The sequence below is a fragment of the Mesorhizobium sp. WSM4806 genome (genome assembly GCF_055811635.1).
On the sequence record NZ_JBVVQZ010000003.1, the window covers coordinates 377,904 to 397,240 of the forward strand.

The 19,337-nt window shown below is 62.0% G+C and carries 24 protein-coding genes; 7 read left to right on the forward strand and 17 right to left on the reverse strand.

Translation table 11 applies throughout. The features are described from left to right. Positions 1-3 precede the first annotated feature (3 nt). Both AC0L2M_RS07230 and AC0L2M_RS07235 read left to right on the forward strand, forming a co-directional pair. Positions 4-438 carry a type II 3-dehydroquinate dehydratase gene (locus AC0L2M_RS07230; RefSeq protein WP_473534455.1) on the forward strand — a complete coding sequence of 145 codons (435 nt, stop codon included), beginning with the start codon at positions 4-6 and terminating at the stop codon, positions 436-438. 9 nt (positions 439-447) lie between these two features. Continuing rightward, on the forward strand, positions 448-1,284 hold the full coding sequence (locus AC0L2M_RS07235; RefSeq protein ID WP_473534456.1) for a 3-oxoadipate:acetyl-CoA acetyltransferase: 837 nt from the start codon (positions 448-450) through the stop codon (positions 1,282-1,284). Between the two features lie 275 nt (positions 1,285-1,559). Here AC0L2M_RS07235 and AC0L2M_RS07240 read toward each other — a convergent pair whose 3' ends face one another. Continuing rightward, positions 1,560-2,144, reverse strand: a complete 585-nt coding sequence (locus AC0L2M_RS07240) for a GNAT family N-acetyltransferase (RefSeq protein WP_473534497.1) — start codon at positions 2,142-2,144, stop codon at positions 1,560-1,562. Between the two features lie 128 nt (positions 2,145-2,272). Between AC0L2M_RS07240 and AC0L2M_RS07245 the strand changes: the two genes are divergently transcribed. Then, a complete protein-coding gene (locus tag AC0L2M_RS07245; RefSeq protein WP_473534457.1) occupies positions 2,273-2,992 on the forward strand; it encodes a DUF899 domain-containing protein in 720 nt (239 codons plus the stop codon). Between the two features lie 84 nt (positions 2,993-3,076). On the opposite strand, the gene AC0L2M_RS07250 is transcribed toward AC0L2M_RS07245, so the two are convergent. Continuing rightward, entirely contained in the window at positions 3,077-3,493 is a 417-nt protein-coding gene (locus tag AC0L2M_RS07250; RefSeq protein ID WP_287259086.1) for a GFA family protein, read from the reverse strand. Positions 3,494-3,515: 22 nt separating this feature from the next. Next, the gene (locus AC0L2M_RS07255; RefSeq protein WP_473534458.1) at positions 3,516-3,992 is read right to left on the reverse strand and encodes an SRPBCC family protein; all 477 of its coding nucleotides are present in this window, start codon (positions 3,990-3,992) and stop codon (positions 3,516-3,518) included. A 114-nt stretch (positions 3,993-4,106) separates the two neighbouring features. Between AC0L2M_RS07255 and folP the strand changes: the two genes are divergently transcribed. Continuing rightward, positions 4,107-4,958, forward strand: coding sequence for a dihydropteroate synthase (folP, locus tag AC0L2M_RS07260; RefSeq protein WP_473534459.1), 852 nt, complete (start codon positions 4,107-4,109; stop codon positions 4,956-4,958). Here the strand turns inward: folP and pqqE are convergent. The 4 genes from pqqE to pqqB are packed head-to-tail and all read right to left on the reverse strand — an operon-like array spanning position 4,942 to position 8,046. Then, complete coding sequence (pqqE, locus tag AC0L2M_RS07265) at positions 4,942-6,063, reverse strand: pyrroloquinoline quinone biosynthesis protein PqqE (protein WP_128173354.1); 1,122 nt, start codon at positions 6,061-6,063, stop codon at positions 4,942-4,944. The two genes, folP and pqqE, sit on opposite strands and share 17 nt — an antisense overlap. Next, the gene (pqqD, locus tag AC0L2M_RS07270; protein WP_023797669.1) at positions 6,060-6,356 is read right to left on the reverse strand and encodes a pyrroloquinoline quinone biosynthesis peptide chaperone PqqD; all 297 of its coding nucleotides are present in this window, start codon (positions 6,354-6,356) and stop codon (positions 6,060-6,062) included. The genes pqqE and pqqD overlap by 4 nt, the downstream gene beginning before the upstream one ends. Continuing rightward, positions 6,353-7,111 carry a pyrroloquinoline-quinone synthase PqqC gene (gene pqqC / locus AC0L2M_RS07275; protein WP_023797670.1) on the reverse strand — a complete coding sequence of 253 codons (759 nt, stop codon included), beginning with the start codon at positions 7,109-7,111 and terminating at the stop codon, positions 6,353-6,355. The genes pqqD and pqqC overlap by 4 nt, the downstream gene beginning before the upstream one ends. Next, a complete protein-coding gene (gene pqqB / locus AC0L2M_RS07280) occupies positions 7,108-8,046 on the reverse strand; it encodes a pyrroloquinoline quinone biosynthesis protein PqqB (protein ID WP_473534460.1) in 939 nt (312 codons plus the stop codon). Before pqqB ends, pqqC begins: the two co-directional genes overlap by 4 nt. Positions 8,047-8,266: 220 nt before the next feature. Between pqqB and AC0L2M_RS07285 the strand changes: the two genes are divergently transcribed. Beyond that, positions 8,267-8,404 (forward strand): hypothetical protein, encoded by a 138-nt coding sequence (locus AC0L2M_RS07285; RefSeq protein ID WP_473534461.1) that lies wholly within the window; start codon positions 8,267-8,269, stop codon positions 8,402-8,404. Between the two features lie 50 nt (positions 8,405-8,454). Here AC0L2M_RS07285 and AC0L2M_RS07290 read toward each other — a convergent pair whose 3' ends face one another. The 4 genes from AC0L2M_RS07290 to AC0L2M_RS07305 form a co-directional block, all read right to left on the reverse strand. Beyond that, positions 8,455-9,012: a PQQ-dependent catabolism-associated CXXCW motif protein gene (locus AC0L2M_RS07290; RefSeq protein ID WP_473534462.1), complete on the reverse strand. Its 558-nt coding sequence runs from the start codon at positions 9,010-9,012 to the stop codon at positions 8,455-8,457. Between the two features lie 10 nt (positions 9,013-9,022). Continuing rightward, positions 9,023-9,886 (reverse strand): quinoprotein dehydrogenase-associated putative ABC transporter substrate-binding protein, encoded by an 864-nt coding sequence (locus tag AC0L2M_RS07295; protein ID WP_473534463.1) that lies wholly within the window; start codon positions 9,884-9,886, stop codon positions 9,023-9,025. Position 9,887: 1 nt separating this feature from the next. Beyond that, positions 9,888-10,409 carry a c-type cytochrome, methanol metabolism-related gene (locus AC0L2M_RS07300; RefSeq protein WP_023797676.1) on the reverse strand — a complete coding sequence of 174 codons (522 nt, stop codon included), beginning with the start codon at positions 10,407-10,409 and terminating at the stop codon, positions 9,888-9,890. A 176-nt stretch (positions 10,410-10,585) separates the two neighbouring features. Then, on the reverse strand, positions 10,586-12,484 hold the full coding sequence (locus AC0L2M_RS07305; RefSeq protein ID WP_353685229.1) for a methanol/ethanol family PQQ-dependent dehydrogenase: 1,899 nt from the start codon (positions 12,482-12,484) through the stop codon (positions 10,586-10,588). A 673-nt stretch (positions 12,485-13,157) separates the two neighbouring features. Here AC0L2M_RS07305 and AC0L2M_RS07310 point away from each other — a divergent pair. After that, on the forward strand, positions 13,158-13,511 hold the full coding sequence (locus AC0L2M_RS07310) for a hypothetical protein (RefSeq protein ID WP_023797678.1): 354 nt from the start codon (positions 13,158-13,160) through the stop codon (positions 13,509-13,511). A 46-nt stretch (positions 13,512-13,557) separates the two neighbouring features. On the opposite strand, the gene AC0L2M_RS07315 is transcribed toward AC0L2M_RS07310, so the two are convergent. The 6 genes from AC0L2M_RS07315 to AC0L2M_RS07340 form a co-directional block, all read right to left on the reverse strand. Next, entirely contained in the window at positions 13,558-14,421 is an 864-nt protein-coding gene (locus tag AC0L2M_RS07315; RefSeq protein WP_287225661.1) for a quinoprotein dehydrogenase-associated SoxYZ-like carrier, read from the reverse strand. Positions 14,422-14,526: 105 nt separating this feature from the next. Further along, complete coding sequence (locus tag AC0L2M_RS07320) at positions 14,527-15,498, reverse strand: quinoprotein relay system zinc metallohydrolase 2 (RefSeq protein WP_473534464.1); 972 nt, start codon at positions 15,496-15,498, stop codon at positions 14,527-14,529. 31 nt (positions 15,499-15,529) lie between these two features. Then, positions 15,530-16,270 (reverse strand): ABC transporter ATP-binding protein, encoded by a 741-nt coding sequence (locus tag AC0L2M_RS07325; RefSeq protein WP_036261082.1) that lies wholly within the window; start codon positions 16,268-16,270, stop codon positions 15,530-15,532. Beyond that, positions 16,239-17,018, reverse strand: a complete 780-nt coding sequence (locus AC0L2M_RS07330; RefSeq protein WP_473534498.1) for an ABC transporter permease — start codon at positions 17,016-17,018, stop codon at positions 16,239-16,241. The genes AC0L2M_RS07325 and AC0L2M_RS07330 overlap by 32 nt, the downstream gene beginning before the upstream one ends. 44 nt (positions 17,019-17,062) lie before the next feature. Next, the gene (locus AC0L2M_RS07335; protein WP_473534499.1) at positions 17,063-18,049 is read right to left on the reverse strand and encodes an ABC transporter substrate-binding protein; all 987 of its coding nucleotides are present in this window, start codon (positions 18,047-18,049) and stop codon (positions 17,063-17,065) included. A 39-nt stretch (positions 18,050-18,088) separates the two neighbouring features. After that, on the reverse strand, positions 18,089-18,298 hold the full coding sequence (locus tag AC0L2M_RS07340; RefSeq protein ID WP_473534465.1) for a hypothetical protein: 210 nt from the start codon (positions 18,296-18,298) through the stop codon (positions 18,089-18,091). 608 nt (positions 18,299-18,906) lie between these two features. Between AC0L2M_RS07340 and AC0L2M_RS07345 the strand changes: the two genes are divergently transcribed. Then, entirely contained in the window at positions 18,907-19,287 is a 381-nt protein-coding gene (locus AC0L2M_RS07345) for a c-type cytochrome (protein WP_027151302.1), read from the forward strand. The last annotated feature ends 50 nt before the right edge of the window (positions 19,288-19,337 follow it).

The following is a 19,337-nucleotide window of genomic DNA, read 5'->3' on the forward strand; positions in this document are numbered from 1 at the left end:
ACCATGACCAAGCCAATCTTCGTTCTCAACGGCCCCAATCTCAACCGGCTCGGCATGCGCGAGCCGGAGATCTATGGGCGGACGACACTCGCAGAAATCGAGCGGATGTGCCGTGACGCCGCCGGCGACCATCCGGTCCGTTTTCACCAGTCGAACATTGAGGGCGAAATCGTCAACTGGGTGCATGAGGCGATCGACGACGGCGCGGGCATTCTGATCAATCCCGCGGGTTTGAGTTTTGTTTCGATCCCGGTGCTCGATGCGCTCAAAATGTTTCCGGGCCCGATCGTCGAACTGCATATCTCGAACATCCATCGCCGCGAGGAGATCTATCATCGGTCGCTGGTATCGAAGGTCGCCACCGGCGTGATCGCGGGGCTCGGCGCCGCGGGCTATCCGCTCGCGATCCGCTGGCTCATGGACCAGGTAGACGGATAGTTTATCGCCATGCCTGAACCCTGTATCATCGCTGTTGCGATCACCGGCTCGCTGCCGCGCAAGGAAGACAATCCTGCGGTGCCGATCAGCGTGGCCGAACAGATCGAGTCGACCCAGGAAGCCTTTGAAGCAGGTGCGTCGCTGGTGCACATCCACGTGCGCAATGACGATCAGAGTTCATCGTCTGAACCAACGCGCTTCGCTGCCGTTCAGGCGGGGGTGCGTAGGCACTGCCCCGGCATGATCGTCCAGTTTTCGACCGGCGGGCGCGGTCGTGATCCTGCCGCGCGTGGCTCGGCGCTATATCTGAAGCCGGACATGGCCTCGCTCTCGACCGGTTCGGTCAACTTCCCATCCATCGTCTACGAGAACCATCCCGCCCTGATCGGTGATCTCGCAACCGCGATGAAGGCAAATGGCGTGCTGCCGGAGATCGAGATCTTCGACCTCTCGCACCTTCACGCTGCCAGGCGGCTGGCCGACGCGGAACTTTTGGGTGAGCGACCGCACATCCAGTTTGTCATGGGCGTGCAAAACGCAATGCCTGCGGAGGAGAGATTGCTCGATGTGCTCCTCAGGGAAGCGAAACTCCTGTTTCCACAGTCCACCTGGACAGCGGCCGGAATAGGACGCAACCAGACGATCGTAATGCAATGGGCGTTGGCGCGCGCAGCAGACGCAGTGCGCACCGGACTTGAGGATAATATCAGGATCACCAGGGAACGCCTGGCGCGCAGCAACGCCGAGCTTGTCGAACGCGCGGCGGCCTCAGTCGAGAAGTTTGGCCGGCGCGTGGCCACCGTCAACGAGGCGCGCCAAACGCTTGGTCTGGCGTCAGGATCGTAATTCCTGGGCCGCAACTTCCCCGCCTGGCCGCGTCTTCCCGATTTCACGGCTTTTCGGTTTGCTTGGCAATCCGTTCCAGAAGCGCTTCGCTGCCACCCGCCGCCCAGGTAGCGACATCGGCGGCGCGGCAACGCAAGTCGAGCGATGCCTTCTACACACAGCGAGAGCCGAGCACGGCAAAAAGTCCGCTGTCACCGAAATGCCCTTCACCGAAATACCCTTGCGCCGACACCACGGGATGGCGGCTGACGCTTCGCTCGTCTGCCCTGCCTGGCTCAACGCGGTCGCCGCAGCATCGGGACGAGCGTCGGCGATGAACCGATCTGGATCGCGCCGAGCGGTTCGAAGCCGTGGCGCTGGTAGAACGGAATGTTGCGCGGGTTCGAGGATTCCAGATAGGCGGGCGCGTGATCGCGATCGCACTGCGCGAGCGCGTACGCCATCAAGGCGTCGCCGTGACCTTCGCCCTGATGCGCCGGGTCGACGCCGATCGCGGGCAAGTACCAATGCGGTTCAGTCGGGTGGTACTTGGCCATTTGCTCGAATATAGCGGCGACTTCAGGGGCAAGGGAGGGCGCAACCGTGCTCTCGACAAGCGCACCAAGCCCTTCCTCGTCGGGATGCACACCGGGCGACAGCCACAGCGCCGTCCCGACATAGCCATCGGTGCAAAAGCCGCTTCCGTTTGAGAATGCCCTGGCCCCGAGCGCGCGGACCAGTCGCGGCATGGCCGCAAGGTACTGGTGTGCATGCGGCCAGGTCCATCGCGCCATGGGATCGGCTGCAAACGCCAGCACGATTGTTCCGATCGCCGGATCTTCATCGGCGGCGGCCATAATCCTCACTGTCGGCGATTTCATGCTGCCCTCCAAACGAAACCGCCACATCCAGCTGCCATGTTTCGCCTCCGGCATTGAGTTTAACGCCTGACGCAACAAGTTGTTTCGAGAAACGGAAAGGAAAATCCCCGAGGAAGGGGACAGAAGCGATGACGAAACACAAGACCGGAACACGGGAGGAATGGCTCGGAGCGAGGCTCGCACTGCTCGAGGCGGAGAAACGGCTCATGCGGCAGAGCGACGAACTGGCGCGACAGCGACAGGAGCTGCCCTGGGTTCGGATCGACAAGGAGTATCTGTTAGAGACCGAGGAGGGCAGCGCCTCGCTGGCCGACCTCTTCCAGGGGCGCTCGCAGCTGTTTGTCTATCATTTCATGTTCGGCTACGGATACCGGCTCACCGAGGAGCGCCAAGGATGCACCGGATGCTCCTTGATCGCCGATCACTTCGACTGCGTCATCCCCCACTTGAACGGCCGCGACATTCCCCTGGTTTGCGAATCGATCGCCCCGTTGCCGGAGATCCAGGACTACAAGCAGCAAATGGGCTGGCGCTTCCCGTGGGTTTCCTCGCTCGGGAGCGATTTCAAATACGACTTCGGCCCCGCCTTCACCGAAGAGCAGCAGAGAGACGGCGCCGACTACAACTATCAGCATGTCGACAGGGCCGAGCCGCAGAAGGAGGGAATGAGCGTCTTCGCGCTCCCGGACGGTGCCGTCTACCACACCTACTCGACCTACGCCCGTGGCACCGAGGCGTTTATGGGGGTCTACCGTTTCCTCGACCTGGCTCCGTGGGAAAGGAACGAGAACGGCCTCGAGTTCCCCCAGGCGTGGTGGCGCCGCCATGAGGAGTACGGCAATCGCTGAGTGTCATGGGCCCAACCGCGAATTACGGTGACAATGCACTATTTTCCTTTCTGCCTGTGCGCGTCTGTCCCTGCCGCCGGCCGGTTAGCCTGGCGGCATCTTCTCGAACGTCGTCAGCCCGGTTTCCATCTTGTCCCAGGGGAGGGCCCGGATACCGTAGGTCACCACGGTCGGATTGAACCGGCCTGGATCGTCAAGGCTTGCGGCATGGACCGTGATCGGGTCCGGCATGGCGGTGTACGTCAGGTAAACCGGGGTTCCGCAGACCGGGCAGAAGGAATGGATTTTGACATTTCCGTTGTCCGCCGCGACACGCCAGTCCGTCGTCGTGCCGGTGATCGCCACGTCCGCTCGCGACGCAAACGTCAGATAGGATCCATGACCGGTGCCGCTTCTTTTCTGGCAATCGCGGCATTGGCAGTGGTTTTCGAAGATCGGGGCTGCCTTTGCCTCGTAGCGGACCGCGCCGCACGCGCATCCGCCGGTGTACAGAGTGCTCATCTGCTCGGTCCTTTGTTCTGGGTCAGGCCGCCAGTTCCGACGCGCGCGGCCTGGCGAAGACATCGATCGCCTGACCCGTTTCGAGGAAGGATTTCAGGCTGGAGAGGACGATCGGCCAACCCTTTTTGATGCCGTTCGCCATGCCGCTGCCGGCTTCGAGGTCGTCATGGCTGACGGTCAGCCGGACCATGGCCTCGTATTCCTCGAGCTCGAAGGTCACCCGGCTGTAGCTCGTCGGATCGGACGCCTGCGAAGCGTTTGCCCAGGTGATGACGAGACGGGTCGGCGGCGACACCTCGACGACCTTGCCGACGAGCTCGACGGTCCGTTCGTCATCAGCGCGGATGTGCTGCCAGCTCGAGCCGGGCTTCCAGTCGGAGACGTTCTCGTGGCCCCAGTAGCGCCGTGCGAGGTCCGGTTTGGTTATGGCCTCGAACACCTTTCCCGGTGTCGAGACAATATAGGTCGTGTAAGTGAAGCTGATCGTTTCCCTGGTCATTGCTACGCTCCTTTTGTTTCGCGAGCATAGGTAGATGGGGAAACCGGGTTCGTGTGAGTGACAATCTTGTCGCGAATTGCATCTGATATGAAATGAGATGAAAAAGGTTGACGCATGACGCGCTGGCAGCTTGCTCATGGACGGTATCTCGATCTTGGCGCGCAATCGTTGCTGATGGGGATTTTGAACGTCACGCCGGACAGTTTCTCCGACGGCGGAGACTTCGACCGGCCGGAGCGGGCGCTGCAGCAGGCGCGGCGCATGATCGGCGAGGGCGCGGCGATCATCGATGTCGGCGGCGAATCCACTCGGCCCGGCGCCGGCGCCGTCTCGGCGCGCGAGGAACAAGCGCGCATCCTGCCGGTCATCGAGGCGCTGTCGTCCGACGGCGGCAGCCTGGTTTCGGTCGACACCTACAGGGCCGAGACGGCGCGGCTGGCGGTCGCCGCGGGCGCGCATATCGTCAACGACGTGCATGGCCTGCAGCGCGAACCAGACATCGCGCAGGTTGCGGCGGAAACCGGCGCCGGCCTGGTCATCATGCACACCGGGCGCGGCCGCGAAAAACTGGCGGATGTGATCGCCGACCAGTTCCTGTTCCTGAACAGATCGCTGGAGATCGCGCGCGACGCCGGCATCCCGGACGAGCGGATTGTGCTCGACCCCGGCTTCGCTTTCGCCAAGGACGGCGAGGAAAACCTCGAGCTCATGGCTCGCTTCGGTGAATTGCGCGCGCTCGGTTTTCCATTGCTCGTCGGCACGTCACGCAAGCGCCTTGCCCGTCACCTGGTCGGCGGAAGTGACGAGGGGCGAGACGTCGGCACAGCGGCAACAAGCGTCATCCTGCGGCTGAAGGGCGCTGCGATCTTTCGCGTGCACAACATTGCGGTCAATCGCGACGCACTGGCATTCGCCGACGCGGTGCGCGAGCGCGAGACCGGGGAAGAGATCAGGCGGGCTCGGTGACGACGCCGATCCGCCGATAGACGAATTGTTCGTCGTTCGAAGGAATTGCCGCAGCACGCTGGGCTTCGTCGATCAGCATGGCCATGCGCGCATGGATCGGCGATTTCGCGCAAGCCGGGTCCGTCGCGGCGGCGTCGCCGGCAATCGCCATCGCCTGGCAGCGACAACCGCCCCAGTCGATCTCACGCCGTTCGCAGCTGCGACAGGGCTGCTGCATCCAGTCGGTGCCGCGAAACGCGTTGAATGCCGGCGAATCGGTCCAGATTTCGGCCAGGCTGCGCGGGCCGAAACGCTCAAAACTGAGCGACGGGATGGTCTGTGCGGCATGGCATGGCAGCACGGTGCCGTCCGGCGCCACCATGAAGGCGTCGCGCGCCCAGCCGCCCATGCACGGCTTGGGATAGATGGCGAAATAATCCGGCGTGACGAAATCGATGTTCATGATGCCGGTGAGCCGTTCGCGCGCCGCCGCGACGATCTCCGCCTGACGGTCGACCGCAGCGCGCTCGGGCATCAGTTGATCGCGATTGGTCAGCGCCCAGCCGGCATACTGCACGTTGGCGATCTCGAGCCGCTCCGCGCCCAGAGAAAGCGCCAGGTCGATGAATTCCGGCACTTCCTCGATGTTGTGGCGATGGATCGGCGCGTTGATGGTAAGCGGCAGGCCGGCAGCGCGCGCGCGGCGTGCCGTCTCCAGCTTCTTTTCGTGGCCGCCTTTGTGATTGCCGATGCGGTCGGTGGTCGCCGGCCGTGCGCCTTGAAAGCTCAGCTGCAGATGGTCGAGCCCGGCTTCGGCAAACGCCTCGATGCGGCCTTCGGCAATGCCGACGCCGGCGGTGATCAGGTTGGTGTAGACGCCGCGCGCCGAAAGCCCGGCGATCAATTGCTCGAGGTCGCGGCGCAGCGTCGGTTCACCGCCCGACAGATGCACCTGGAGAACGCCGAGATCGGCAGCCTGCGAGAACAAGTCGAGCCAGGTCTGCGTATCGAGTTCGCGATTGGCCTTCAGCAATTCGAGCGGATTGGAGCAATACGGGCATTGCAGCGGGCAGCGATGCGTCAGTTCCGCCAGCATGCCGATCGGAGGGAGAAGGGGCTCGCTCATAGTTTTACCAGCAGCTTGTCCGACCATTCTTGCAGGAAGGCGACGACGTCGGCCGCCACGGCCTCCTGTTCGGCGTCATAATCCGCGGCAAGCTCGGCGATGATGTGGCCGACCGTGGACCGTCCATCGCAGCGGCGCAATATATCGAGGCTGATGTCGTTCGGCCAAAACACCTTTTCCGGCGAAAGCACGGCGAACGCCTGCCGCACGGGATCGTACTGTATGCGCACGTGCTTCGGCAGCGACGGCACCGATCGGGACGACACCAAAGCTCTTTCGCGCAGCGCCATCATTGGGCTGGCTCCGGACGGAAGGCGCCGGGCGGGATGTTTCCGGGCTCGCCATAGGCGTGTTGAAGCGCGTCGAGCATGGCCCACAGTATATCGCATTTGAACACCAGCGCATCGATCGCCTGCTGCTGGCGTTCCGCCGTGTCGGCATGGCCGAGCACGTAGGCGAGGGCGAAGTCGGCGTCGCGCGAGGCCTGTTCGGGCCGTCGGCTGAAATAGGCCAGCGTATCCTCGGTGATGTAATCGTATTTGGCCAGCATCGCCGGGACCCGTTCGCCGATGATGAGCGGCGAGAACATCTCGGTCAGCGACGATGCGACCGCCTCGAACAGCGTCCGGTTCGTGCAAAAGGCGAGGTAGGCGCCGACCGCGAAACGTGTCGCCGGCAGCGCCAGCCTTTCGCTCTTCACGTCATCGGCATCGAGGCCGAGCGAGGTCGCCAGATGCAGCCAGCGCGCGATGCCGCCGCTCCAACCGTCCTCGCCATCATGGTCCTCGATGCGTTTGCGCCAGGCGGCGCGAAACGCCGGGTCCTGCGCATGTGCGAGGATCATGGCGTCCTTGCGCGGGATGACGGCCTGGTAGCAATAGCGGTTCAGCGCCCAGGCCTGCATCTCGGTCCTCGACAGCGCACCGCTGGTCATCCTGTGGTGGAAAGGATGGCGGTTGTGATAGCGCTCGGCGCCGACCTGCCGCAGCACGGCTTCGAGCTCGCTGGAGGACAGGCCGTTCCTGGCCGCGTCGTGGAAATCACTCAAAATTCCATCTCCATCCCATCGCGGGCGACTTCCCAGCCAGCCGCTTTGACCGCTGCGTGCTCGGCCGAATTCTCGTCCAGAACCGGATTCGTGTTGTTGATGTGGACGAAGACACGGCGGCCGATCCCCACATCGGCCAGGCCGGCGATCGACCCCTCGTCTCCCGACATGGCCAGATGCCCCATGCGCGCACCGGTCTTTTGGCCGACGCCGGCGGCAATCATCTCGTCGTCGGTGTAGACCGTGCCATCGAACAGGACGCAGGCGGCATCGGCCAGGCGCGTGCGCAGGGCTGCATCGATGCGCGTGCAGCCTGGGATGTAGAAGACGGAGCCGTGACTGCCGGCACCGCCGATACGGACGCCGATCGTGTCGCCGGCGTCGGAACTGAAATTGGCTTCCGGCCGGCTTCTTCCCTCGAGATAGAGGGCTATCTTGCCGGGCACGGGAAAACTCTCGACAGTCACGCCGGTGTCGTGGCCGTCTGCGTCGCATATCGCCAGTTCTTCGGCCGGCGGCAAGATGCGTCGCGGCACGAGCGCTGGATCGAGGACATTGAAGATCGAGTTCGCTTCCAGCGTCGCCAGCACCTGTGTCGTTGCGTAGATGGCGAAGGGCTGCCGCTCACGCAGGCTGAGCAGGCCGGCGACATGATCGACATCGGCATTGGTCAGCACCACCGCGCGGATGGGCGTCGAACGCAACGGCGCATTCTGCGCCGGCTGCAATTCAGGCGTTTGCGCAATCTGCTGGCGGATATCGGGCGAGGCGTTGAAGAGAACCCAGCCGGCCCCATCCACTGAGGCGGCGATGCTTGATTGGGTTCGCGAATGCACGCCAGCCATCCCGGTGCGAGCCGCGCGGCTCAGGCGATAGTTGCAATTCCACTGCGGGAAGCCGCCGCCTGCCGCCGAGCCGATGATCTTCAAGCGCATTGCAATGCCCGCTCTGCGGCTTTTTCAACCAACAGCAAATTTTCGACCGCGAATGGCTTCGCGCCCGCATTGAACGCATCAAAGCCTTTCACGAAGACCTCGCGCGAGATGGCAGTGCGTGTCCCCGTTGCCGGGGACACGCACCTCTGCGGCCTACTTCTTGGGAGTAATTTCAGCAGGCAGATACCGCGAAATCTCGAAGCCCGCAGCAACTTGGCACATGGTCGGTTTTGTCCAGCTCTTCTTCATGGCATATCTCCTCTTCTACCAGCCCGAAGGGGCCGATCCTTTTCTCAGTCAACCATTGCTGGGCACCATTGCAATGGTTCGTCCATCAACTCTCAAAATGGACAAATGAAACGGCAGGTTCTGAAAAGTCGAAAAACAAGAAAATAACAATGCGCATGCTCAATTGCTAATCACATAAGGCTTCCTTTCCTCCAGCGGAAGGTTGGCACGTTCCCAGCCATCGGCGCCGGAGGGATACCAGATCACCGAACTGTAGCCCCATTCGATGGCCCGTTTCGCGGCGTTCCAAGACATCCAGCAATTCGTCATGCAATAGAACAGAATGGCACGCGACTTGTCGGGACCGGCTTCGGCCGCGAGGCCTTGGCGAAAATAGTTGGCGGTCTCCTCGGAGATAGCACCGTAACCGACATTGGCCAGCCAGGTGCTGCCTGGGATGTCCTTTCTGATCTTGGCTCTCCAAATCGTTCCCGCCGGCAAATTGGCCGGCTTCGGCGTGTTCGGCATGACGTCGAAGAACACGGCCTTCTTCTCCCGCCACAGCGCCTCCGCCTCCGCCGTCGTCACGACCTTCGCACCCTGCAGCGTCTGCGGCACCGGCGCCCGATAGTCGTCCATCCGGTAGCCGCCGGGCTCGGCGATATCGCCAGCCCACAACGGTTCGGTCAGACCGAGAAGGCTCGCGGCAACCAGCAAAATCGTCTCCTTTCCCTTCATGCGTTTCTCGTCATTGCGTGATCGGATTATCGTGTTCGTCGATCAGCGGCACATCGTAGTCCAGCAGGATCCTGGTGATCTCCGCCTGGTTTTCCCTGATCACCCGGTTGAGCGTCCGCTTCCATTCCTGGTCGGATGGACGCACGCCCATGGTGATGCGGTATGACATGCGCGAGCCGGTCTTTTCCTTCACCAGCGGAACGATCGTGAGATCGGCGCCGAGTTGCTTGGCATAGTAGCCTGCCATCGGTCCCCACATGACCGCCGCATCGATCTTGCCGGCGAGCATGTCCTTGATCATGACCTCCCCCATGGAGGGGGTGAGGCGGGTATCCACCGCCAGCGGATAGATTTTTGCCGTTCGCATGAGCTTGTTGGCGGCCATGTTGGCAGTCGGCGGTGTGCTTTCGACGACGCCGATCCGCTTGCCGGTGAGTTTCGGATCCTCGATGGTCTCGACGCCTTCCATGCCGTTGCCCTTCGGGTGCACCAGCACATAGGACGAGCGATAGTAGGCGTTGGTGTTCTGCACCAGTTCATCGCCCTGGGCATAGCCCATGATGATGTCGCATCGGTTGGCCGCCAGCGTGTTGCGCACGAAGCCGGCGACAAGAGGAAACCATGTATAGGCGACGGACTTTCGGCCGGTTTTCGCGGCGACCAGTTCGGCCAGCCGGTTTTCGAAGCCTTCGCCGCTCTCGTCGGTGAACGGCATGTTCGAAGGATCGGCGCAGACGCGCAGAATGTCTGGGTCGACCAGTTCGCCCGCGGCACCAAGGCCGGCGTCCTGCGCCTGGGCGTTGGCAGGCAGCAAGGCGAGTGCGCCGAGCATCGGCAGGACAAAACACAGCTTCAACGCGTCACGGCCAATCATATCATCCACCCATACAGGATGCTTCGGCATCCTTCGCTGCCTGTGGCTTGTCTGCTTTCTTCGGCGGCCTGCCGCGCGGCGCCGCACCGTCGGCGCGGGCACGCAGATAGACGTAGAGATCATCCATGTAGCAATAGACGTTCTTGTTGTCGCCAAAGGCAGGCATGACATTTTCCTTGCCGCCGCCGACATTCTTGCGGCCCTCGGCGACGATCGAGATGAAGGTGGCGTAATCCATTGTTTTCAGGCTGTTGAGCAGGGCCGGCGCATAGCTCGAACCGGTGCCGTCCGGTCCGTGACAGACATGGCAATCGGAGTGATACCGGCGGTAACCGCTGAACGTGTACCAGTCGACGGCTCCGTTTTCGATCTTGAAGGTCGGATTTCCCTCCGCGTCGAAATGCTTGCCGCCTTCTTCCGTCACCGCCTTGGCTTTTTCAGCGCTGTCCTGGGCATGCGCGAGGCTTGAACTTGCCAGAGGCAGCGCCAGGGCGAGAGCGGAAATTACAATGCGAACGGACATTCAGCTACTTCCTTGATTTCTTGATTTCGCCTGCACACGGTTTTGCTGTCGTGAAGCGGCATGGATCGATGTGGGTGCGCGGCGAAATTGAGAGCCCGGTCCTGGCTTCCCGGTGATCCGGGCTCTCGCTTTTCAAGCCTTGGTCTTCTCACAAGCCCGAGGCGTGCTCCCGTATATCAGTCCGGGAGGCCGAAGACGGTGAGCTGGCCACCCAGCGTCGTGTAGTCGGCAAGTGCTGCGTAGCCACCGACCGCGCCCAGACCAGCAGTCCCAACGACCGCAGCCTCATCGCCTTGCGCACGGCCCTGATCGACGGCGCCATGCCAGGCAGCGGCGTTGTCGGGCGAAAGCAGTCCGCCTGCCAGACCGATACCGGCCCATCCGCCGACGCCGGACAGAACGGCGATGTACTGCTTGCCGCCATGCTCGTAGGCCGTGATGTTGCCGATGATGCCGGACGGGGTCTTGAACTTGTAGAGTTCATTGCCGTCATGATCGACTGCCTTGATGTAGCCCTCGAGCGTGCCGTAGAAGACCACGTCGCCGTCGGTCGCCAGCGCGCCCGACCAGACCGAGAATTTCTCGGGCTTGGACCAGACGATCTCGCCCTTGGCAGCATCCCAGGCAATGAAGTTGCCCATGTGGTCGGCTCCAGGGGGAGGATACATCGACACGGTGGCGCCCACGTAAGGCTGACCGGCGGTGTAGCTCACCTTGTAGGGCTCATAGTCCATGCAGACATGGTTTGTCGGCACGTAGAACAGACCGGTCTTCGGCGAATAGGTCGCCGGCTGCTGGTCCTTGGTTCCAAGCGCGGCCGGGCAGATGCCCGTCGAGTTGGTGTCTTCGCCGTTCTGCTGGGTCGAATATTTGGCCACCACCTGCGGGCGGCCGTACTGGTCGCTGCTGGGGTCCATGTTGACTTCCGTCGCCCAGTTCACCGCCGGATCGTATTTCTTGGCGACGAGAAGCTCGCCATTGGCGCGATCCATGGTGTAGGCAAAGCCATTGCGGTCGAAATGCACCAGCACATCGCGCTTGGCGCCCTTGATGTCCATGCCGTCGACAAGGATCATCTCGTTGACGCCGTCATAATCCCACTCGTCATGCGGGGTCATCTGGTAAAGCCACTTGGCCATCCCGGTATCCGCATCGCGAGCCATGATCGTCATCGACCAGCGATTGTCGCCCGGCCTCTGGACCGGGTTCCAGGTCGATGGATTGCCGGTGCCGTAGTAGATCAGGTTAAGCTTGGGATCATAGGCGTACCATCCCCAAGTCGTGCCGCCACCGGTCTTCCACTGCTCGCCTTCCCAGGTGTTCGTGCCCGAGTCCGCGCCGACCGGTTTGCCGAGATGGGTGGTCTTTTCGGGATCGATCAGGGTTTCTGCATCGGGTCCCGTCGAATAGGCCCGCCAGGCAAGCTTGCCATCCGAAAGATTGTAGGCCGAGAGGTGGCCGCGAACACCATATTCGGCGCCGGAGATGCCGACGATAACCTTGTCCTTGACGACCACAGGCGCCGACGTGCCGGATTCGCCCTTTCCGCCGTCGATCTGATCGCCGTTCTTGACCGTCCAGACGACTTTGCCGGACTTGGCATCGAGCGCCACGACGGTGGTGTCGGCCTGGTTGAGGATGATCTTGCCGTCACCATAGGCAACGCCACGGTTGACCGTGTCGCAGCACATGATGCCAATAACATTCGGGTCTTGCTTGGGCTCGTATTTCCAGAGGATCTTTCCGTCATTCTTGAGATCGAGAGCATAGACGGTGTTGGGGAACGGCGCGTGGACATACATCACATCGCCGATGACCAGCGGCCCGCCTTCATGGCCGCGCAGCACGCCAGTGGAGAAGGTCCACTTGACCTGCAGGTTCTTCACATTGTCCTTGGTGATCTGGTTGAGCTTGGAAAAGCGGGTGTTGGCGTAGTCACCCGTCTGCATCACCCAGTCCTTGGGATTCTCGGCCATTTTCATCAGTTCTTCATTGGCCGACGTCATGTGGACCGCGCCGAACGACATGAGCGCCGCGGTCGTTAGTAGGTAGGCAGTTTTCGCTAATACACGCATCAAAGTCCTCCCAGGGTGCACAATGACGAATCGTCCGTTGAGCCCACCAGGGCTTGCCCAAGCGATTCATGTGGGGGAAGTATTTCCGGCAGCGTGTCACGACCTAAGCCGAATGAGCAGAGGGCACCGTTACTGCCCATCCCACCTGGCCTACGAAAGACTGTCGCCGCTCCCTAATTGACGGTGACGCCCTTGAAGCCGGAAACAGGATGAAGCTATGTCATCCCCAGAAGGAAGGCAAGAAAAATCACTTCCATCTATGTTGCACTGCAATATAGAGAAATAGATATGAAAAAATCCGGACTGAAAGCTATTGATCGACTGTGGATGAAGCGCGATTTATATAAGTGGTTCAGTTTTACGTATTTTTTGGGCGAAATGTATTGATTTTTATTTGGGAATATTCGCTGGATCGTATGATTTTAAGTATGCGCGCGTCGCTCCCTCTGGCGATAGTGGAGGAGACCTGAAATCAAGCTCAGCACCAGGATTCGGAGCCGATGTTCGTGCTGTCGGGGAGGCCTTTTGCCGGCCGGGACGGCCCTGTCCTTTGGTACTATATGGCCTGCATGAGAACTTGACGGGCGTGGCGACAGGAGGCCAACTGGTGCGGTGATCCGTCTCGATCCATTGGGCTCGATCTGTCACGTTCCGGGCCAATCGGAGGTTCCCCATGATCAGATATGTCGGCTTTTCGAGCTTGCCGCTGTTGCTCACGTCGGCCCTGGCCTTCGCCAATCCGGCCGGCGCCGCCTCAGATTATCCGACGGTGACGGTTGTCGACTATGTGCTCGGCTGCATGCAGACGAATGGCCAGACACGTCGGGCGCTGGAGAGCTGTTCCTGCTCGATCGACGTCATCGCCTCGATCCTTCCATTCGAGGATTATGAAAGGGCCGAGACCTTCAAGAGCATGTCGCTGACGACTGGGGAGCGTTCGGGACTGTTCCGCGAAAGCGCGCCGGCAAAAGCCGCAAGCACGGGACTGAAACGCGCGCAGGCGGAAGCCGACGTGCGCTGCTTTTAGACGCCGTGTAAGACCGCCGACGGCGGCTGCATGCGGATTCGAGGCTTCAAAGCCCCGTAGCCTCCAGCGGCCATTGATTGCGAAATACCTTGCCGTCCGTATCGATCGCTTCGACCTGGATTTGGCCAGTGCCGTGCGCGGTGAAATCGAACCGGAAATTGGGATCTTCCGAAATCGATATCCCCCCTTCCATCGACAGGATCAGCCGGTCTGCCTGCGAGACCGACAGTTTCTGAACGAAATGCGCGGGGATGAAATACTGGGTCAAGGGGTTGCGCTGCAGGCCCGAATTGTTCGGGTGGCGGATCATCAGCTGCAATTCCTGCGCCTTTGTCATCGTCTCTTGCGGCGGGAATTGGCGCAGCTTCATCTGTCCCATCGTTGCCATCGCTTCGTCCTGGTTCTTGAGCGCCGGGGCGGAGCATCCGCCTGACGCCTTGACGAAGGTCTGGGCCATGTGAAGCTCGCCGCCCTGCGTCTCTGCTATGGCACGCAGATAGGAATAGTCGTCGACGCGCACGCGCGTCGACAGATGTGTCACACCGGCGTCCTTGCCGATCTCGAACGTCGCCGCGACCGGCGCTGGATTGACGTCGATGATCAAGGTGACGGATTTGATGCCGGCGGGCGCCTTGGTCGGGTCGATATAGATGTCGACAGGCACGATGGCGGCATCCTGCGCCCGCTTCGGCGCCTCGATCCTGACGACGCCGCTATCGACCAGAATTGCCCGATCGCCGAACACGTCGCCTTTCAGATCCTGCCAGATCCTGTCCGAAGAGGCGGTTGTCTGCTGGGCGTTGGCGGCGCCGGAGGCGCCAAAGAGCGCGCCGATGGCCAGGATGATCGCGGCGAAGACGGCTGCCAGCGGCAAGCCGAGCTGCCGGCTCCGGTAAGCGTGGTTCTGCATTTCGATGCCTCTACCAATGTCAGAGAGGTGGTGCCCAGGCCGATGTCGAGGATAGACCCTTGACGATGCGTTGGCAAATCGATCCACAGCGCTTGTCGCTGTGATCTATTCCCATTCGAGTTCGGCAAAGGCGGCTGTTGCATTGCGCTCGTTGTATTCGTCGAACAGATGCCAATTGCTCCGTTCGCTTGCGCCGGCGGTCTTGACGGCGTCGCGGAGCGGCGTCCCGTCGGCGATCGCCTTGCGAATATCGCGCGCCAGAATTTCGAAATAGCGCCGCTCTCCCGTCAGCGCCGCCGGCCAGTCGGCCGGCACCGGGCCGTGACCCGGCACGGCGCGCACCGCGCCGATCGCGGCGAGCGCGTCCATCTGGCGGAGCCAGCCGAGCAGCGATCCGTCGAGCGTCGGCAAGGAACCGATGAAAACCAGATCGCCGGCAAACAGCGTGCGGGTCGCGCTATCGAAGACGGTCAGGTCGTTGTCGGTGTGAGCCGCCTTCCATGCCTGCAATTCGAGCACGCGTCCGCCAAGGTCGAGCTGCAGGCGATCGTCGACCAGCATCGTCGGCGGTATGATCTCGATCCCTTTGATAAGCGCGCCGCCGATCTGTTCGCGAAAGCTCTGCAGGTAGAAGGCGCCGCGCGCCTCGAGGGCACGCGGCAGATTGTGGTGGCCGACGATGGTGGCGCCGATCTGCCGGAACGCCGCGTTGCCGAAGACATGGTCGGGGTGCATGTGGGTGTTGATCAGGTAGCGGACCGGCTTGGCGCTTATCTTGCCTATTTCGGCGATGAGGGCGTTCGCCTCGATCAGGCTGCCGCCGCTGTCGATGACGGCGACGGCGTCGGCGCCGACGACGACGCCGAGGTTGGAGATCGCGCCCTGGTTGGCGGCGCTCATCAATTCATCGACGCCCTGGAAAGCGAAGACGCCGTCGGCGACTTTCCTGAGCTTGAATTCAAGGCCATAGGCTGCGGCGACAGCGGCCCGCCCGAGGCAACAGGGCAGCATCGCGGCGCTGACCGCGGTGCAGGCGAAGCCGTTCACAAGCTTGCGTCGTATCCTGTCGATCGGCATGGCTTCCTCCCAATTCCGAACTGTAAGGCGATCAGGCCACGCCCGGAAATTTTTGCTGGAACGACCGTAAAAGGTCGCTCATCACCTGTGGATTGCGATAGTGCCGCGGCAGCCTTACGTCGAACATGCCGAGCACATGGGCCGGCCGCTGCGCGAGCACGATGATGCGGTCCGACAGCATCAGGGCCTCGCGCAGATTGTGGGTTACCATCAGGGCGGTCGTGGGCCGCGCCGACCACACGGTCAAAAGCAGGTGCCGAAGCCGCTCGGCGGTCCGTTCGTCGAGTGAGGCAAAGGGTTCGTCCAGGAACAGCACCGCCGGTTCGGTGGCGAAGGCCCTGGCAAGCGCTGCCCTGCGTGCAAGGCCGAGCGAAAGCTCGGCCGGATAGAGCGAGCGCATGCCGGCGAGGCCGAGCGTGTCGAACAGCCCGTCAAGGTTCTTCGTTCTCAGGCTTTTCGGCAGCGCCAGCCTGACATTCTGCTCCACCGTCCGCCACGGCAGCAAGACCGGCTCCTGGAATACGGCGGCGATCCGGTTGGAGCCGCCTTCAGGCAGTTGGAACGAGCCGGAAAAGTCCTTGTCCAACCCAAGCAGGATGCGCAGCGTCGTGGTCTTGCCGCAGCCGGACGGCCCCAGCAAGCAGGCGAATTCGCCTTGCCGGACCTCGAAAGAAAGGTCCTGGAGCGCCGTGATCGAGACGCCTTGCGCGGACCTGAAAGTCTTTTCGGCGATGTCGACCCTAAGCGGGACGACGGCGCCAACGGGTTGCATGTCGTTCAACGGGCTGCACCAGAAAGAGTTCGATGACAAGCATCACCGCCACGAAAGCCAGGGTGTAGGCAAGGATGGCGGCGACGTCGAAGAGCTGGAAATAAAGATAGATCTGGAAGCCGACGCCGTTGGAGCGGCCGAGCAGCTCGACCACCAGGACGATCTTCCAGATGAGAGCGATGCCGGATCGTGAGGCGGCGGCAAGATAGGGCTGCAGTTGCGGCAGCAGGACATGGCGGGCGCGGTCGAGGAGACCGAAGCGGTAGACGGCGGCCATTTCGGCGTAACTCGGATCAAGCGCCCTGGCGCCCTCGCGCATCGTCACCACGACATTCGGGATCTTGTTGACGGCAACCGCGCCAATCGCCGCCGCTTCGTTGAGGCCGAACCAGATGTAGGCAAGCACTATGACCACCAGCGCGGGAATGTTGAGGAACAGAACCACCCAGGGAGCGAAGAACCGGTCTGCGCGGCGGTGGCTGCCGAGGAGGACGCCGATGACCGAGCCAACAACCATCGCGACGACATATGCCGCGGCAACCCGGCCGAGCGTCGCGCCGAGATGGTAGAAAAGTTCGCCGTTCGCCGCCTCTGCGAGCAGCACCTGCCAGACCATTCCCGGCCCTGGAAAGGCACGGCTCGGCCAGGCATTTGCCGCAAGGCCCCACAGCAGGCCAAGCCCGAGCAGAGAGGCCGCCACCGTCAGCACCGGTGTCAGCGCCGCTGCCAGGCCGGCTTGGCTGGACATGCCGGCCGCAGCGCCAGGCGGGCGATCGCCGGTGTCAGGTGCGCTCATTGCGGGGGTACCTGCCAGAACGTGCCGGGCGCCATCTCGGGCGCGCGGCCGACCAGCTTTTCGCCGCCGATCTCGGCCAGCACACGATAGAGCTTGCCGGCGTCGGCCGCATCCTCGGCGACCGGGCGTCTGGGAATGCCTTCGCGATAGCGGTCACGCAGTCTTGCCAGTTCCTCGCCTTGCGCGCGGATATCAGGCGCAAGGCGCAGCCACTCATCGTCGGATCGGGCCAGCAAGTCCTTGGACTGCGCCGAAGCCTTGATGAAGCCCGCGATAGCGTCCGGATGTTCGTTCGCCCATTTGTCATGAAAGACATAGCCGAGCGCCGATACGGCGCCCGAGGCCCCGAGCGCTCTCGCCGCAGCGTCGGCGCCGATCAGCCGACGAAAGCCGTTGGCCTCGAGGCGGGCGCAAAAATGCCAGAAATTGAGCACCGCATCGAGCTCGCCCTGCATCGCCTTTTCCGAAATCAGCGGCGGCGCGCCAAAGACGATGTCGCTGGTTGCCGGCAGGTCGAGGCCGTGATCGCGTCTGGCCAGCGCCTGGATCAGCAGCCAGCTTTTATCGAGAGGTCCGCCGGCGACGCCGAGCTTTTTTTCCCTGAGATCGGAGATCGTGCGGATCGGCGCTCCCTCCTTCACCATGATCGCCCCGACGGCGGTCGAATAGGGGACCAATGTGAGGTCGACGCCTTCGGAGCGCTGGCGCGAGACCCACAGCCAGTCGGAGACGATCATGTCGATCGCGCCGGCCAGCAAGGCGACGTTGGTTGCATCCTCGCCGGCGAAATCGACGACCTCCAGATCGATACCGTTGGCTCCGTCGAATCTGTGGTGCTTCAGCGTGTCAAGAGCCCAGCTCACGGTGCCGAATTTCAGCACACCGATGCGAATCCTGTTCGTGGCGAATGAGGGCTTTGGGACAAGCGCCGCGGCCGTTCCAAGAGCCGCCAGCCGGAGCGTTCCTCGACGCGAAATCATGATGATGTCTCCTCCCGGGGCCATAACGGGCCGGGGCGCCGATCAGATCGCACGGTCTTTGTTCGGCAAAGCGCATTTCCAGCGCTTGACCTTGAGGGTCGGGTGATCCGGCGCCCATTTCGCGATTTCGGTGGGCGCCAGCATCATGCATTGGAACAGAGAACCGCGGCTCTCGAAATAGAGATGTTCGTCTCGGCAATTGCCCGGATTGGCAATCAGGCAAACCGTCAAGATGAGGTCGACCATATCCATTCAGCACCTCTTGCGCGCTTGAAGACGCCCGCTTTGGCGAAATCCGGCCCGATCCGCGAGCCTGGACAAAATCACCAGCTGCCGGAGTCCCGAGGTGCCCATGGAAAACCGGAATGGTTTGAGGCTACGCGTTCGCCAGATGGCCGTCAACAACGGCGAATGGATTGGGTCTACCGGAGCCGAGTTGAAACTACCTGCAAGACAATCGAGTCCGTTTGCGCTGCCCCTCATTGCCCTGCCGGGCATTTCTCCCCGTATAGTGACGGGGAGAAAGACGCCTTTGCAAATGATTTCGCCAATCTCCAGCGTCGCAGAAGGGCGCCGACGGTGCGGCCAGCCCCCTTCGCCCCGTCACTCTAGGAGAAGGTGCCGGCAGGCGGGTGAGGGGCAGCGCCGACGTCGACAGTCGCCAATACGACTTGGACGCGCCCTTGTCTGAATGATCTGCATGGTTGACATCGCTCATCTGCCGGGTAGCTTCCAGGGTGCAGGCGCTGCAACTCCACAAGGGAGACGTTTTCGCTCTGCATAAAACGATGCATGCCGATGATCAGACAAAGGCATGCGCTAATCGTCCAGGGCACCTTGACGATCAATGAGGAAATGCCATGCGTGCAGTCGCATTTTTCGCCGTCGTGTCCGTTGCGACGTTTATTACAAACCAATCGCAGGCACAGGATGCCGCGGCGGGTGAGAAGGTCTTCGCCAAGTGCAAGGCCTGCCACGTCGTCGACGAGGACAAGAACAAGATCGGCCCGTCATTGAGCGGCGTTATCGGCCGGACGGCCGGCACGCATCCGGGGTTCAAATATTCCAAACCGATGGCCGAGGCGGGCAAATCCGGCGTCAAATGGGACGAAGCCACGCTGACGAATTATCTTCGCGACCCGAAGGGCATGATCAAAGGTACGAAGATGGCGTTTCCCGGTCTCAAGAAGGACGAGGATCTCGCCAACGTCATCGCCTATCTGAAGCAATACTCCAAATAACCCGGTTTTTCCGTAGAAGTAACGCGACTTCGCCGGCCGTTCGCAAACTG